The organism is Leclercia sp. TB492, from assembly GCF_049974505.2.
Classification (GTDB): Bacteria; Pseudomonadota; Gammaproteobacteria; order Enterobacterales; family Enterobacteriaceae; genus Enterobacter; species Enterobacter adecarboxylatus_C.
Genome location: NZ_CM127572.1, coordinates 2,049,303 through 2,065,242, shown reverse-complemented (window position 1 = coordinate 2,065,242; position 15,940 = coordinate 2,049,303). Strand labels below are relative to the sequence as shown.

Below are 15,940 nucleotides of genomic sequence, written 5' to 3'. Positions count from 1 at the left end.
CCTGGCTTGCTCACTGCTTGTGGGCAAGCCAGGCTCTCCAGCCGCCAAACGCTGTGATATCACGCGCCCCCTTTAGGCCATACTCTTCACAGATAAACCCTGTTAACCAGCGCCCGTCCTCCAGCTCCACTTTCCCCAGCCCCAGCGGCGCCGGGATCCCGGCCAAAAACGATCCCACTTCGACGTGGGGCAGCTCCCACACCTCAACGGCAAGGGATGCCCCCTGTTCGCGGTCGCGCACCATGCCGGGGCGTTTGCCGTCGGCCAGGGCATACAGCCGATAGTGCGGTGCGCTGCGGGTTGCTTCGCGCAGGGTCGCCCCGCGCTGGCGCAGTTGGTGGTTCAGCGCCAGCCCGTCCAGATGCGCCCCGCAGACCACCACCGACAGGCGATCGTGGCTGGCGGTGGTCGCAGGCTCAGCCGTCTGGATCTGACGACCGCCAGGCAGAGCCAGCTGCTGGTGACGTTGTAACGCCCCGGCCAGGCTGAGCAGATACTGATCGGTAAAGGCCCGACCAAACAGCGTCACCCCTGACGGCAGACCATTCGCCATAAACCCTGCGGGTACCGCCACGGCGGCATAGTCCAGCAGGTTCATGAAGTTGGTATAGACTCCCAGCTCGGAATTGCGTTTAACCGGCTCCTCCGCCAGTTCCGCCAGAGTGACCGGGCGCGGATAGGTCGGGGTTAACACACAATCCAGCTCCGCCATGATCCCGTCGCAGAGGGTTTTGAAATGCTGGAGTTTGTACTGGGCATCAAACGCCGCCACCGCGTCGGTGCCAGGAGCTTTGCGCAGCACATCGCGGATCACCGGCAGTACCGCCTCCGGCTGCTGCTCAATCAGTTTCCCGGCAAGATGATAACGCTCCGCCACCCACGGGCCGTCATAAAGCAGCGTTGCCGCCGCTAAAAACGGGGCAAAGTCGATGGTCACCGGGATGCCGCCAAGCGCCACTAACCGGGCTTTTGCAGAGTGAAAGATCGCTTCGCTCTCGGCGCAGCCGAGAAACGCCAGCCGGTCCGGCACGCCAAAGCGGAACCCTTTTTCGGGTGCGCCAAACGCCTGCGCCCCGTTCCAGGCCGGGTTAGCCCGGCTGTAGTCGTCGCGTGGATCTTTCACCGCCGTCAGCGCCAGCAGCTGGCTGGCCTCGGCAGCGGTGGCGGTAAAGAAGGTCACGCAGTCCAGGGAACGGCATGCCGGGACGACACCCGCCGTGGAGATTAACCCTTTGGTCGCCTTCAGCCCGACCAGGTTATTGAGCGATGCTGGAACGCGCCCGCTGCCAGCGGTGTCGGTACCGAGGGCAAAGCTCGCCAGCCCCAGCGCCACCGCCAGCGACGAACCCGAGCTGGAGCCCCCCGCCGGATAGGCTGCATTAACGCTGTTGCGGCAAATTCCGTAGGGCGAGCGCGTGCCGTTTAAGCCGGTGGCGAACTGATCAAGGTTGGTTTTGCCCAGCGGAACGGCCCCCAGCGCAATCAGCTGCCCGACGAGGGTTGCATTCTGCTCTGCCCGGTAAGCAAACGCCGGGCAGGCGGCGGTGGTGGTAATTCCCGCCAGGTCGATGTTGTCTTTGATGGCAAAAGGCACGCCGTAGAGCGGCAGCGTCTGGGGTGATGTGCCTTCCAGCGCGGCCAGGTACGGCTCCAGCTCCTCTGGCGTGAGGAGATAAATAAAGGTATTAAACTCCGGGTTTAACGCCAGCGCCCGCTCCCGCAGGGTGTTAATCACCTCGCGCGGCCTGTAACGGTCCTCGCGGTAAGCCTGCGCCAGCATATCGAGACGTAAATCAAAGGGCTGCATCATGCTGCTTTCTCCAGAACCACCACGCACTGACCCGCCCGCACCGAAGAGCCCGGCTGGACGCGCACCTGACTGACCACCCCGTCCTGCGAGGCCAGCAGCGGGATCTCCATCTTCATTGACTCCAGCACCACCAGCACATCGCCCTCGCGTACCTGCTGACCGGGTTCAACGTTCACCTGCCACAGATTGCCCGAGACCGGGCTGTCGATGCCGGCCTGTCCCGGCCTGAGCGGGGTATCCTCCCCCTCCTCCGCCAGCACGTCGCTGCTGTCGAAATGCGCCTGGCCGTTAGCGATCCAGCGCTCGCGCTCGGCGTTAAAGGCCCCCTGTTGATGGGTGCGAAACGCCTCAATGCCCTGGGCTTCGTCAGTGAGAAATTGCTGATACTCCGCCAGCTTCAGGGTGGTGTGCTCGATGCGCAGCGGGTAGCGCCCCAGCGGGAAATCGCGGCGGATGGTGAGCAGCTCGTCAGCAGAGACCGGATAGAAGCGGATCTGGTCGAAGAAGCGCAGCAGCCAGGGCTTGCCGCCAAAATCCTCTACCGCGTGATAGCGACTCCACATCTGTAACGTGCGGCCGACAAACTGATACCCGCCCGGCCCCTCCATGCCGTAAACGCAGAGATACGCCCCACCGATCCCCACTGAGTTCTCCGCCGTCCAGGTGCGCGCCGGGTTGTACTTGGTGGTGACCAGACGATGACGCGGATCCAGCGGCGTCGCCACCGGTGCGCCGAGATAGACATCCCCCAGCCCCATCACCAGATAGCTGGCGTCGAAGACCGTTTTGTAAACGTCGTTCACGTTCGCCAGATCGTTAATGCGGCGGATAAACTCGAGGTTGCTCGGACACCAGGGCGCGTCCCGGCGCACGGTGGTCATGTACTTGTCGATGGCCTTCTGGCAGGCCGGATCGTCCCAGGAGAGCGGCAGCCAGACGATGCGCGACGGCACCTCCAGCGAGTCCTGCTCGCAGACGCTCTGCCACAATCCCGCGATCGCTTCCAGCAGCGCTGCCAGGTTGAGCGCCTCCGGCTGATAGTGAATTTGCAGGGAGCGAATGCCCGGCGTCAGATCGATCACGCCGTGCAGCGCACGCGCCTCCAGAGCCTGCATCAGGGCGTGGGCGCGAAAACGCAGAACCAGATCCAGCTCCGGATCGCCCATCTCCAGCAGCAGATGGGTGTCACCGGAGAGTCGCGCCACCAGACGTTTATCGCCCTGGCCCTGCTCGAGCACCACCGGCGAGGCGATCTCCGCCGGCTGCCAGTTCAGATTTTGCGGATGCAAACTGCGGATCTCAGCCTCCAGCGCCTGCGCCAGGCGTCGGGCGGTGGCGATGTCGACGGGCACAAAGCGCACTCTATCACCCGCTTTCAGCTGCCCGACCGCGTGCAGGTCGGCCTCAATGATGGTGACCGGACAGACAAACCCGCCCAGGCTTGGGCCATCCGGGCCGAGGATCACCGGCATATCGCCGGTAAAATCCACCGCGCCAATGGCATAGGGGTTGTCGTGAATGTTCGACGGATGCAGCCCCGCCTCGCCGCCGCTGTCACGCACCCACTCGGGTTTAGGGCCGATCAGACGCACGCCGGTGCGGCTGGAGTTGAAATGCACTTCCCAGTCGGTAGTCAGGAAGGTCTGCATATATTCCGGGGTGAAATACTCCGGCGCGCCGTGCGGGCCGTAGATCACCCGCAGTTCGCGGACGGCGTCCAGGGGAGTGCGCAGGGCCAGGGGCAATTCCTGCTTCGGGCATGGTGAGGTTAAGGGCGCAATGTGCAGCACATCCCCGGTACGCAGGGCGCGTCCGGCGTGACCGCCAAACTGCCCGAGGGTAAAGGTGCTTTTGCTGCCGAGGTAATCCGGGACGCTAAACCCGCCGCGCAGGCACAGATAGCTGCGCACGCCGTCGCCAGTGATATCCCCCATCCGCAACGTCATGCCGCTGTGCACACTAAAGACCCGGTTGTTCTCCAGCGGCTCGCCGTCCAGCGTGAGGGCGATCTCCGCCCCGGTCACCACCAGTTGGGCGTCACAGTTGAATTTCAGCGTCGGGCCGCTGAGGGTGATCTCCAGCGCTGCGGCACGGTCATCGTTGCCCAGCAGGCGGTTGCCGAGACGCAGCGCCCGGCTGTCCATCGGTCCGGAAGGAGGTACGCCGACCGCCCAGTAGCCGATGCGCCCGGGATAATCCTGCACCGTGGTTTGCGTTCCGGGGCTGAGCACCTCCAGGGTAGAGGCCTGATAAGCCAGCCCTTCCAGGCAACGGGTCCAGGGCTCGCCGCTGGCGAACGGGGTAAAGGTTAAAATCTGCTGCAGATAGCTGCGGTTTGTCTCCACCCCGTACAGACGGGTGTCGACCAGGGCGGCGTGCAGGGCATTAATGGCCGCATCGCGCGTGGGCTGCCAGGCGATGATTTTCGCCAGCATCGGATCAAAAAACGGTGGTACCTCGCAGCCGGACTCTACCCAGGTATCGATGCGCAGAGAGCGGCGGTCATCCGCCGGGAACACCACCTCGGTGAGCAGACCCGGCGAAGGCTGGAACTGACGGCCCGGATCTTCGGCATAGACCCGCGCCTGAACGGCGTGGCCCGCTGGGGTCAGGCTTGCGCGCAGTTCCGCCAGCGCAGGTAAGGTTCCGGCGGCCAGTTCAATCATCCAGCGCACCAGATCCACGCCCCACACCTGTTCGGTAACGCCGTGCTCCACCTGTAGACGGGTATTCACCTCGAGGAAGTAGAACCGGGCGGCATCGCTGTCGTAGACAAACTCCACGGTACCCGCGCTGCGGTAGTTGACCGCTTTGCCCAGCTTGATGGCCGCCGCACAGAGCGCGTCCGCCATTCCGTCCGGCAGGTTGGGCGCGGGGGTCTCCTCAAGCACCTTCTGGTTCCGTCGCTGCACCGAGCAGTCGCGGACGCCGAGAGCGATCACCTCCCCCTTGCCGTCACCAAACAGCTGGACCTCGAGATGACGCGCCCGCTCGATGTACTTTTCAATAAAGACGCCCGCATCGCTGAAGTTATTTTTCCCCAGCCGCACGACGGCGTCGAAGGCATCAAAAAGTTCCGCGTCGGTATAGCAGACGCGCATGCCGATCCCGCCCCCGCCCGCGGTGCTCTTCAGCATCACCGGGTAGCCGACCTGCTCTGCCGCGCGCAGCGCCTCATTCACGTCCGCCAGCAGTTCGGTGCCCTCCAGCATCGGCACGCCCTGGGCTTTTGCCAGCGCCCGGGCGGTGTGTTTCAGGCCAAACAGGCGCAGCTGCTCCGGCGTTGGTCCGACGAAGGCGATACCCGCAGCTTCGCAGGCTTCGGCAAAGGCGGCGTTCTCGGATAAAAAGCCGTAGCCCGGATGAATGGCCTGGGCACCGCTGGCTTTCGCCGCGGCGATAATTTTGTCGCTGACCAGATAGGTGTTCGCCGCCGGGCCGTCGCCCAGGCTCAGGGCTTCGTCGGCCTCGCGAATGTGCAGGCTGCTGATATCCGCCTCGGAATAGACCGCCACGCCGCCGATATTCATGGCGCGCAGCGTGCGCAGGATGCGGCAGGCAATCGCCCCGCGGTTGGCAATCAGGAGTTTCGTCAACATAGTTCAGACTCAATCGTGGCGGGTCGTCCCGCCGAAAATTGGCTCACCGCATGGTCGTCCACGGGGAAAAAAGATTTACGGCAGGATCCGTCCGGCGCGCACTTCAAACAGGCGGTAGAGCATCTGGCGCAGGCGCTGCCAGCGATTTGGCGTCAGTTCCATATCAGCACCTCCGCCGGGGTTGGGTTCCAGCCATTACAGGGGTTGTTGAGCTGCGGGCAGTTGGAGATCAGCACGATGACGTTGCACTCCGCGTGCAGCTCAACGTATTTCCCCGGGGCGGAGATGCCGTCGGCAAAGGTCAGCCCGCCCTGGGGCGTTACCGGCACGTTCATAAAGAAGTTGATGTTGGCCCCGATATCGCGCTTTTGCAGGCGGCCATCGTGCAGACAGGCGCAGAGGAAGTTGTCCCGGCAGCTGTGCATATGGCGTTTGTCGAGGGCATAGCGCACGGTGTTGCTCTCCTGGGCGCAGGCCCCGCCGAGGGTGTCGTGACGCCCGCAGGTATCGGCCACGATGGTCAGCAGCGGATTACCGAGGTTGGAGTACAGCACGCTGCCGCTGGTCAGATACGCATTGTTCTGACGGCGCAGGGTGCGCTGGGCGTCGTAGCGCTCCCGTGGGTTATCGGCGCTATAGAACAGGGTATCCACCGCCTGATTCCCCTCCAGATCCAGCAGGCGCAGGGTCTGGCCCTTTTTCACTTCAAACAGGTAAGGCTCGCCCGCCGGGATCACGTGGCGGAAGGTCGCCTCCTGAGGCTGTTTTTCGCTGATAATGGTCATCTTGCGGCTCCTTACAGGGCGAAAAGTTGGGTGTTGGTGATGGCGCGGCCATTTTCCGGGCGCGTGAGGAGTGCGTTAATGGCGCCCTCCTCGTCCTCTGCCTGCCGCCAGCTGAGCTGCACCGGGCGCGGGGCATATTCGGTGGACGGGTCCATCGGATGTTGCAGGGCGGTCATCACCATCAGGGTGTCCATGGGGGCATACAGCTCTACGTAGCTCCCCGGTTGGGAATGATCGCGGTGGAAGCTGAACCGACCGCTGTCATCCACGGTCACTTTGCTGAAGAAGTTGACCACCATCAGCAGATCTTCGAGGTTGAGATCCCATTTGCCCATCTCCACCAGCAGGTTGTCGGTACCGTTGCGGAAGAAGCCGTTGCGCAGCTCCTGATAGCGTCCCTGACCGTATTTTTCCGTCACTTCGGCGGCATTGAGCACGCCGCCAAAGGGATCGTGCCAGCCGCTGGTATCGGCGGTAATGCCTGCCAGCACCCGGCCCATATCGGAGTAAAAGCAGTGCCCGGCGGTCAGGCGCGCGGTGTGCTGGCCTTTCAGGGTATCCGGCAGGTTCAGGCGCTCGCTCTTTTCATGGGGGTTGAGCATCATCAGGCTGACGTTGGCCCCGCCGTCGAGGTCGGTCATGCGCAGGATCTGTCCGCGCTTAAGTACAAACGAGAGGTGGCCGCCGCCCGGCAGGATCTCTTCACGTAAAGTCGTATTCATAGCGTTAACCCCTTAAGGCATAAACGTTGTCGGGAGTCGAACCGCTCAGGGCCGAAAGCCGTGTCTCGTTGAGCGGAATGTCGTAAGTGATGCGCGCACCAAAGGCGTTCGGGGCCTGCGGATCGAGGCGCACCTTGTCGAACACCAGCAGACGGGTGCCGAGGTTGAAGCCTTCGGAGAGATCGTGGGTGACCATAAACACCGTCATGCGGGTTTCGCCCCACAGCTGTAACAGCAGCGCATGCATGTCTTTGCGGATCCCCGGATCCAGCGCGCCAAAGGGTTCGTCCAGCAGCAGGACGCGAGGCTGCATGATAAAGGCCTGGGCAATGGCAAGGCGCTGCTGCATCCCGCCGGAGAGCTGCGCGGGATATTTGTGCAGGGCATGGCCGAGGCCGACCTTGTCCAGCATCTGCGCGGCCTGCTCACGTGCGGCGCGTTTTTTCGCGCCAAAAAGCCGCCCAAACAGCGGGGATTGTGGCAGTTCAAGACCGATCGCCACGTTATCCAGCACGCTGAGGTGCGGAAAGACCGAGTAGCGCTGGAACACCACGCCCCGGCGGCTGTCCGGCTCGGCGGTGAGCGGTTTGCCGTCCAGGGTGATGGAGCCCCGGCTCGGCCTCTCCTGGCCGAGCAGCAGGCGCAGAAAAGTCGATTTCCCGCAGCCGGACGCCCCGACCATCGAGCAGAACTCGCCCTCGTTGATCTGTAAATTCAGACGCTCCAGCACCACATGGTCGCCGTACTCCTGCCAGATATTGTTGATGGTGATAAAACTCATGCTTTCCCTCCTTCTGCCCACGGGAAACAGCGCTTGTGCAGCTGGCGCAGCGCCAGGTCCATCAGCCACGCCAGCAGAGTGATCCACAGGACATAGGGAATAATCACGTCCATCGCCATATAGCGGCGGACAAGGAAAATGCGATACCCCAGCCCGGCGGTGGAGGAAATCGCCTCCGCCGAAATCAGGAACAACCAGGCTGAGCCCAGCAGCAGGCGCAGCGAGGTCAGCAGGCGCGACAGCAGCTGCGGCAGCACCACCCGCAGCACCAGCGTCCAGCTGTTGGCCCCCAGGGTCTGGGCTTTGATCAGGATCTCCGGCGGGATTTCGCAGGCGCGGTGCTCCAGATCCCGGGCCAGCATCGGGGTGATGCCGATAACGATCAGCATGATTTTTGATAGTTCATCCAGCCCGAAGACGATAAACAGCACCGGTAAAATTGCCAGAGGTGGCACCATCGACAGCACCGTCATCAGCGGTGAAAGGGACGCCCGCCACAGGGGAAACACCCCGGCGGTGACGCCGATACACAGGCCGATCAGCGAGGCGATCGAAAGCCCCACCAGCAGACGGGCCAGGCTCACCAGGGTGTCGACCCAGAACAGGTACTCGCCGCTGCGTTTATCCGGGGTAAAGGCCATCCGCGAGATCGCATCCAGCATCTGTTGCAGGCCCGGGAGCAGCTTGTCCTGGGGGTTGGCCTCAAGCCGCACCGCCGAGCCAAAAAAGTATGCGGCCAGCAGCAGGACAAAGGGCAGCATAACCAGCATCAGCCGCATGCCCGGGGTGGGATGACGATTTATGTGTCGCATGGAGACTCCGTCACTCATCACAGCTGGCCAGCGGCGGCCATTTTCACGAAGCTGTCGTCAAAGCGGAGTTTGACGTTGTTGGCATCGCCCTGGGTCACGTTGCCCGGGAAGCTCATGCCGATAAAATCGGCGCTCTGCGCCCCATCGCCGAGCAGCCCTTTATCGAAGGAGAACGCCGCCACGCGCTGCATGGTTTTCGCCAGTTCCGGCGAGGTGACAAAGGCGATGTTGTCCTGTGGGGTGTAGAACAGGTGGGTGGTTTTCAGCTGCGCCTGATAGCCGGTGAGATCGGTACCGGAGGCCGCCGCCATCGCGTTCAGGGCATTAGCGTCCTGGGCTTTCATCAGCCCCATCATCTCGTACCACGCCCCGGTCAGCGCTTTGCCCAGCGCCGGGTTATCCTTCAGGGTTTCGCTGTTGACCACCATCATGTCGATCAGCTCGCCCGGCACCTGCGAGGAGCTGAACACCTCGGTGGTTTTCGGCGTGCCTTTGATGACCGAGAGCTGAGGGTTCCAGGCCACGGCAGCCTGCACGTTTGCCGTGTTGAAAGCCGAGACGATATCTGCATCCGAGGTGTTCACCACGGTGACGTCTTTTTCCGCCAGCCCCGCTTTCTCCAGCCCGCGCACCAGCAGGTAATGGGAAACGGACAGCTCCGGCAGGTAGATTTTCATGCCTTTCAGATCGGTGAGGGTTTTGCCCTCGCCCTTCATCACCACACCGTCGTTGCCTTCGGAGTAGCTGCCGAGGATCAGCGCCGTGGTGTCTACACCGCCCGCCGCCGGGATGGTCAGCGCGTCCATGTTGGTCATGGTGCAGCCGTCGAACTGGCCGGCGGTGTACTGATTGATGGATTCGATGTAGTCGTTGAGCTGCACAACGTTGATTTTGATGCCGTACTTGTCGGCCCATTTATCGATGATTTTGTCGGTGCTGATGGTGCCCCAGGGCATCCAGCCGGCGTAGAGGGTCCAGCAGACGTTGAACTCTTTTTTGACGGCAGCAAAAGTGGGGAGACTGACCAGCATCGCCAGCGACAGTACAAGAGAGCGGAGTAATGGCGTTTTCTTCATGCTTGACCTCTGAGTGGCACAAAATAAGGGGGCAGCGCGACACCGTCTGGTGCTGCTGTCTCCCGGGCTTTTGTCCCGCCGTGTAACCTCTCAGAGGTCGCCAGCTCTTGGACCAGCCATTCACCGCAGTGAACCGGAACCCTAGCCAGCTATTTTCAAATTGTGTGGTGCTGCCCTTTCGCGTTTATCTCTGCAAGGGGTGTGCCAGGAATTTTTTATGCGGATTATCAGAGGGTTGGTAATTTACAGGGGTGGGTTCTCACCGTTTTGGTGAGGGAGTGCGGGGTGGGTGCACTGTAGTGGTGCCCAGGAGGGGCCCAGGAGTAAAAGGGAAATCCTGGTGCAGAACCGTGCGCCCACCGAACAACCTGGTTACTTACTTTCTGCCTTGCCGGGTTGCATCGTCATCTGCTGGGCAGACTTAAGGTGCTGCTCAACCACCGGCGTATGCGCGTCGGCCAGGGCCTTCACATCCGGGTCCTTGATATTTTTGGCGTCACTCTGCAGCTTCGACAGCACCATCTGATGATCTTTGGTGCCGGCGTTTTCCATATACATCTTGTCAAATGCATCGCCGCTCTCTTTTTCCAGCTTGTCGGCCATGGCCTTATGCATGGCGTCCGGCTCAGTTGGCAATGTTACGCCCTTCTGCTGGGCGACCGCCTGGACTTTGGTCAGGGCAGCACCGTGGTCATCGACCATCTTCTGCGCGAAGGCCTTAACTTCGCTGCTCTCGGCCTTACTGAGCGCAATCTTCGCGGCGGCAACTTCATTAATATTGGCCTGCGCCATGTCCTTTAACGCTTTTTCATCGCCGGAGTCGAGTTTGGCCATCGATCCGGTCTGGCCTACGGCGCTACTCTGAGCGGCGCTTGACGACGTCTGGGCCTGCACGCCGACAGTGCAGAACATCGCTGCTACTGCCGATACGGCTAGCAGCGCTTTCAAGGTTTTACGCTTTTGCATTTTGTTCTCCTGATGGTCATGGATTAGGTTGTGTCAGGTATTTAACCGCGCGTCGCCTCCTGGGTAAGTGATAAGTGCAATTGTCAGTATAGTGGAACATTCTCCTCGCTCATGTTTCGGCGGAAGTCTTTCCCGGTATTACGCCGTGGCGCAGTGAGTTTTCTTTCACGCCTGACCCGCACCCCAATAAACCCCATTAAAATCATGCCATTATAGAAACATTTTTTAACATTACCTGTTTACTTTGTAATGATTATTCATATCATCTTGATAATCACTATCACCTGACCGGGTGATGTTCTTGCGGTAAGGGGCATTCATGCCACCGACACCTCGAAAAATCAGGACGATCATAATAATGAAACCGCGTTACTCCTGGGCTTTAAACCCTTGTTTATTGATGATGCTAGCCGCTAATGCCTCAGCAGAAGGACAAAAAGAAGAGTCGTTGGTGGTCTCCGCCAGCCGTACAAACCACTCTATTACCGACATGGCACAGACCACCTGGGTCATTGAGCAGGCTGATATTGAGCAGCAGGTTCAGGGAGGCAAAGAGCTTAAAGAGGTGCTGGCGCAGCTGATTCCCGGAATGGATGTCAGCAGCCAGGGACGTACCAACTACGGTATGAATATGCGTGGTCGTTCAATGATGGTGATGGTCGACGGCGTGCGTTTAAACTCCTCGCGCAGCGACAGCCGCCAGCTGGATTCCATCGATCCGTTCAATATCTCCCGCATTGAAGTCATCTCCGGGGCGACCTCCCTCTACGGCGGCGGCAGTACCGGGGGCTTAATCAATATCGTCACCAAAAAGGGCCAGCCGGAAACGGAAGTCGAGTTTCAGACCGGCCTGAAAACGGGCTTCAACAGCCATAACGATAATGACGAGAACATCGCGGCGGCGGTCAGCGGCGGCAACGACAACGCCTCAGGGCGACTGTCAGTGGCGTATCAACGCTTTGGCGGCTGGTACGACGGCAACGGCGACGAAGTGATCATTGATAACACTCAGACCGGTTTGCAATACTCTGACCGCCTGGACGTGATGGGCACCGGCACGCTGAATATTGACGATCATCAGCAGTTGCAGCTCACCACGCAGTATTACAAAAGCGAATCCGACGGTAAGCACGGCCTCTATCTTGGCGAGAACTTCTCGGCAGTAACGGGCGCCGGCAATGCATACAACAAAAATAACCTCGACTCCGATCGTATTCCTGGCACCGAACGCCACCTGATCAACCTGCAATATTCGAACACCGATTTCTGGGGCCAGGATCTGCTCGCGCAAATTTATTACCGCGATGAAAGCCTGACGTACTACCCCTTCCCTACGCTTTCAGGCGGCCGGGTCACCAGCATTGGCGCTTCGCAGCAAAAAACCGATTTCTACGGCGGCAAGCTGACCCTCAACAGCAAACCGCTGGATGCGCTGACCCTGACATGGGGTGTGGATGCCGAACATGAAACCTTCGACGCCAATCAGCAATTTTTCGACCTCAGCAAAGCGGCGGCCAGCGGCGGCATGAAGCTGGATAATGCGTATAACGTGGGACGCTATCCGGGCTACAGCATCACCAACCTCGCCCCCTTCCTGCAATCGAGCTACGACTTCTCCGCTATCACCCTGAGCGGCGGTGTGCGCTATCAGTACACGGAAAACAAGGTCGATGACTTTGTGGGTTATGCCCAGCAACAGGCTATCGCCACGGGGAGAGCCACCTCGGCAGACGCGGTCCCGGGCGGGAAAACCGACTACAACAACCTGCTGTTTAACGCCGGCATTCTGGGTCATCTGACCGAACGCCAGCAGCTGTGGTTTAACTTCTCTCAGGGCTTTGAGATCCCGGATCTGGCGAAATACTACGGCTCCGGCACCTATCAGCTGGTAAACGGCCATTATCGCCTGGTCAACAGCGTTAACGTTAACGACTCAAAACTCGACGGGATTAAAGTTGATGCTTACGAGCTGGGCTGGCGCTACACCGGGGATAACCTGCGCACTCAGATTGCCGGTTACTATTCGCTCTCTGACAAAACCATCAACATTAACAAAAGCGACATGACCATTAACGTCGAAGATGACGAGCGTCGCATCTACGGTGTTGAAGGCCAGGTGGATTATTTCTTCACCGACAGCGAGTGGAGCACGGGCGCAAACTTCAACGTCATCAAATCGGAAACCCGCGTCGACGGGAAATGGGAAAAGCTGACGGTAGACAGCGCCAGCCCGTCCAAGATGAGCGCATGGGTCACCTGGGCGCCGGGCGACTGGACCTTGCGTCTGCAAAGTACGCAGACGTTTGATTTGTCTGATGAAGCCGGGAAGCAGATTGATGGCTATAACACCGCTGACTTCATAGGCAGTTACCTTCTGCCGGTGGGCAAGCTGAGCTTCAGCGTGGAAAACCTGCTGGATGAAGACTACACCACCGCATGGGGACAGCGCGCACCGGGGCTCTACAGCCCAACCTACGGTGCTGAGAACCTCTATACCTACAAAGGACGCGGTCGTACCTTTGGCCTGAACTACTCGGTCTTGTTCTGATCGTCACTTCTGCCGCCTGCATAGCGGGCGGCAGTTGACAGATGTCATTGCCCCGGTAAGAATGCTGTACATTAAAACAGTGTTTGAGGGGATGTGTGATGTTCGTTGAACTGGTTTACGACAAAAGAAATGTGGCGGGGCTTCCGGGTGCAAGAGAGATCATCCTGGCTGAACTGACCACCCGAGTGCACCGGATCTTTCCGGATGCCGAGGTGAAGGTGAAGCCGATGCAGGCGAACGGCCTGAATAGCGATGCCAGCAAAAGCGATCGGGAAAAGCTGAACCGCATGCTGGAAGAGATGTTTGACGAGGCCGATATGTGGCTGGTTGCGGAGTGAGGTTTAAAGGCCCGGAGACCGCTTCCTTTTGAGGTTTACGCGTTAACATCAACCAGCGCCTGTAAACCAGAATGCCTGAAAAAGGTTCTGCTCGTTCATTCATAGAGCCGAACCTGGGTCCATAGAGTGCCAGAAGCGGAATTTTCCAGATCGGTTTATTTCAGTCAATATGCAACTCACAACCATCCGACGCTCTGTCGCCATTTATGATTGGAAATTTTATCATTTTCGATTATTTTTTTAGCAATAGAGCGTGGTTCTCTTCCAAGGTATTCAGATATTTCTGTTGGGGACATATCAAAATCGACCAGCATGACTCTGAGTTTTTCCATCTCCTTTAAAGTCCAGGGTTTGCCAAAGTTTTTATAAAGAGAAACCTTATGTTCCCGAATCGCTCGTCTACTCTGAGCTTCCCTTACTCTTTGAAAAATTTCATCTTTAAGTTGCAAAAAGAATTCTTTACTAATGTTGCCATCAATCCCTTTAATGTTCAAATTACTAAAAATAAGTTGAGATGCCAGGTCTACATCGGGGGAATCAACAATAAAATCTTTAATCTTTTCTAAGTAAGGGTATTCAATTTTGCCTAAGATACTTATAGATTTAAGATTAAAAAAACCCCTTAAATCAAAAGCTCTGACGAGCTTTGTCTGAATAACGCTTTCAATTCTGGATGCGTTTGAATAACAATATCTGGCCATTGGAAGGGCCCACACTTTCAGTTGAGGGAGATATTTTTCAGATGCAATGCCCTCCCACGCGGCATCAAAAGTTTGGCTTTTAGCTAATAAATTTTTAGGAGAATCAGAGGGCACTGTCGTAGATGCCCAAATTTTATAATCCTTCGCCAAAGATTGATAGTATTTCGTATGGTTGTGAATTTTGTAAGCTGACATAAAACGATATACGTCATCATCGTGGCCTGCATTGTAAATTGTTCGGTTTCCTCTCAGGTAACCTTCATAATGTTCATTTATCCTTCTCCCAACATTACAACTCACCCCAACATAAACAACGCGATTAAAAAGCCCCTGGTGAACGATAAGGTAAACTCCGCTACAGCCAGACATTCTGGCCTCTGATATAGAACCTAAAAATCTCCACTGCATTTTAAAATCCATCTTTATGCTAAAGTTTTTATGTATCATTATTTGATAAAGATATCAATACCTTAAGATAAACCTCGCGAAATTCTATCCCCTGGCGCAGTTATATTGATAATGTCAGGTGATTATTTATGAACTATCGTTCCTCGTTCAAATCAGCCGCTCTTAAAGGTTTTCCATATAATAAAACGCTTTCATTAACTCATCTTCTGTAAGCGGTGATACCAAACTTGCCCCCGTATCTTTCTCAACTTTCATCAATAGCTCACTGCGGGTTATTCCCAGTCTATTCGCAACGTGGTTAACGCAACTCCGTGCATGTGACGCCCTGTGCGCAAGGAGACCATCACTATCTAAAACTTTTCTTCTTGATGACGAATGGGACATTGATTGCTCCTTTATTCGAAATGACGCCCATACAGGCATTATGCGATTAAAAAGTAACTATTGGTTTGTACCGTCAGGCGGGTGTAAAAAATACACCCTCAGATTTTCAGCGTATCGATCACCGCTCTCAGGGCCGGGGATACGTTGCGATGGGGATAATAAAGGAACAACCCGTCCATGCGCAGGCTGTAGCGCTGCAACACCCGGATCAGCGTCCCGCGCTCCAGATCGTCCGCCACCAGCTCGACCGGCACATAGGCCAGCCCCAGACCCAGCCGGGCCGCCTCGGCTTCCATATAGCTGTCAGACAGGGCCCACTGCCCCTCGGGACGATGCGTGATGCTCTTCCCGTCCTGAACCAGCTCCCAGTGGTAGAGGCTGCCGTCGGCAAACTGGTAGGCAATGCAGGGATGAGCCGCTAACTCCGCTGGCGTCTGGGGAAAACCGTAGCGGCGTAAATGGTCGGGGGTGCCGACCACGGCCATCTCCATGTCGGGCGTAATGCGTACCGCGACCATTCCCTGCCCCACCTCCGGCCCTAACCGGACGCCGGCATCGAACCGCTCGGCGATAATGTCGACGAAGCGGCTCTCATTCATCAGCTCCAGCCGGATATCCGGGTAGCGCTGTTTAAACACCGCCAGCTTTGGCAGGAGGCATTTCTCGATGGCGTGCTGGCTGGCATTGATGCGTACCGTGCCGGAGGGGGTCTCGCGATAATGCGCCAGGGTAGCCAGCCCGCTATTCAGGGCATCAAACCCGGACTCGGTGGTCTGGTAGAGCTGTTCACCCGCCTGGGTCAGGGAGAGCCTGCGGGTGGTGCGCACCAGCAGCTGGACGCCCAGGCGCTCTTCCAGATCGCGAATGGAACGGCTGATCCCTGACTGGGCCAGCCCCAGCCGCTGCGCGGCGGCGGTAAAGCTCCCCTCCCTTACCACCTGCATAAACAGGTACAGCTCGTTATAGTTTTCCCGCTTCGCCATCCCTCTCTCCCGCCTATTTATAACAAT

12 protein-coding genes and 1 riboswitch are annotated in these 15,940 nt (G+C 58.3%); of the genes, 2 read left to right on the top strand and 10 right to left on the bottom strand.

All coding sequences use genetic code 11. The annotated features are described in order from the left end of the window. Nucleotides 1–10: 10 nt before the first annotated feature. The 8 genes from atzF to ACP4QI_RS09670 all read right to left on the bottom strand — a co-directional run bounded on the left by atzF (nucleotide 11) and on the right by ACP4QI_RS09670 (nucleotide 10,551). Complete coding sequence (gene atzF / locus ACP4QI_RS09705; protein WP_426494781.1) at nucleotides 11–1,810, bottom strand: allophanate hydrolase; 1,800 nt, start codon at nucleotides 1,808–1,810, stop codon at nucleotides 11–13. Further along, nucleotides 1,807–5,409 carry an urea carboxylase gene (gene uca, locus ACP4QI_RS09700; RefSeq protein WP_426494782.1) on the bottom strand — a complete coding sequence of 1,201 codons (3,603 nt, stop codon included), beginning with the start codon at nucleotides 5,407–5,409 and terminating at the stop codon, nucleotides 1,807–1,809. The genes atzF and uca overlap by 4 nt, the downstream gene beginning before the upstream one ends. Nucleotides 5,410–5,561: 152 nt before the next feature. Beyond that, nucleotides 5,562–6,194, bottom strand: a complete 633-nt coding sequence (locus tag ACP4QI_RS09695; protein ID WP_285110928.1) for an urea amidolyase associated protein UAAP2 — start codon at nucleotides 6,192–6,194, stop codon at nucleotides 5,562–5,564. A gap of 11 nt (nucleotides 6,195–6,205) precedes the next feature. Beyond that, nucleotides 6,206–6,916, bottom strand: a complete 711-nt coding sequence (locus ACP4QI_RS09690; protein WP_307762725.1) for an urea amidolyase associated protein UAAP1 — start codon at nucleotides 6,914–6,916, stop codon at nucleotides 6,206–6,208. A 4-nt stretch (nucleotides 6,917–6,920) separates the two neighbouring features. Then, nucleotides 6,921–7,697, bottom strand: a complete 777-nt coding sequence (locus ACP4QI_RS09685; RefSeq protein ID WP_142489342.1) for an ABC transporter ATP-binding protein — start codon at nucleotides 7,695–7,697, stop codon at nucleotides 6,921–6,923. Continuing rightward, a complete protein-coding gene (locus ACP4QI_RS09680; protein ID WP_231312462.1) occupies nucleotides 7,694–8,509 on the bottom strand; it encodes an ABC transporter permease in 816 nt (271 codons plus the stop codon). Before ACP4QI_RS09680 ends, ACP4QI_RS09685 begins: the two co-directional genes overlap by 4 nt. A 17-nt stretch (nucleotides 8,510–8,526) precedes the next feature. Further along, nucleotides 8,527–9,585 carry a putative urea ABC transporter substrate-binding protein gene (locus tag ACP4QI_RS09675; RefSeq protein WP_426494783.1) on the bottom strand — a complete coding sequence of 353 codons (1,059 nt, stop codon included), beginning with the start codon at nucleotides 9,583–9,585 and terminating at the stop codon, nucleotides 8,527–8,529. Nucleotides 9,586–9,642: 57 nt separating this feature from the next. After that, nucleotides 9,643–9,741, bottom strand: a riboswitch (guanidine-I (ykkC/yxkD leader). Nucleotides 9,742–9,957: 216 nt separating this feature from the next. Beyond that, nucleotides 9,958–10,551: a DUF4142 domain-containing protein gene (locus tag ACP4QI_RS09670; RefSeq protein ID WP_285127786.1), complete on the bottom strand. Its 594-nt coding sequence runs from the start codon at nucleotides 10,549–10,551 to the stop codon at nucleotides 9,958–9,960. Between the two features lie 358 nt (nucleotides 10,552–10,909). Between ACP4QI_RS09670 and ACP4QI_RS09665 the strand changes: the two genes are divergently transcribed. Then, complete coding sequence (locus ACP4QI_RS09665; protein WP_285130778.1) at nucleotides 10,910–13,099, top strand: TonB-dependent siderophore receptor; 2,190 nt, start codon at nucleotides 10,910–10,912, stop codon at nucleotides 13,097–13,099. A 98-nt stretch (nucleotides 13,100–13,197) separates the two neighbouring features. Continuing rightward, on the top strand, nucleotides 13,198–13,437 hold the full coding sequence (locus ACP4QI_RS09660; protein WP_106993802.1) for a DinI family protein: 240 nt from the start codon (nucleotides 13,198–13,200) through the stop codon (nucleotides 13,435–13,437). Nucleotides 13,438–13,613: 176 nt separating this feature from the next. On the opposite strand, the gene ACP4QI_RS09655 is transcribed toward ACP4QI_RS09660, so the two are convergent. Both ACP4QI_RS09655 and ACP4QI_RS09650 read right to left on the bottom strand, forming a co-directional pair. After that, on the bottom strand, nucleotides 13,614–14,558 hold the full coding sequence (locus ACP4QI_RS09655) for a GIY-YIG nuclease family protein (RefSeq protein ID WP_350223585.1): 945 nt from the start codon (nucleotides 14,556–14,558) through the stop codon (nucleotides 13,614–13,616). Nucleotides 14,559–15,028: 470 nt separating this feature from the next. Then, a complete protein-coding gene (locus ACP4QI_RS09650; protein ID WP_285127789.1) occupies nucleotides 15,029–15,913 on the bottom strand; it encodes a LysR family transcriptional regulator in 885 nt (294 codons plus the stop codon). Nucleotides 15,914–15,940: the final 27 nt, after the last annotated feature.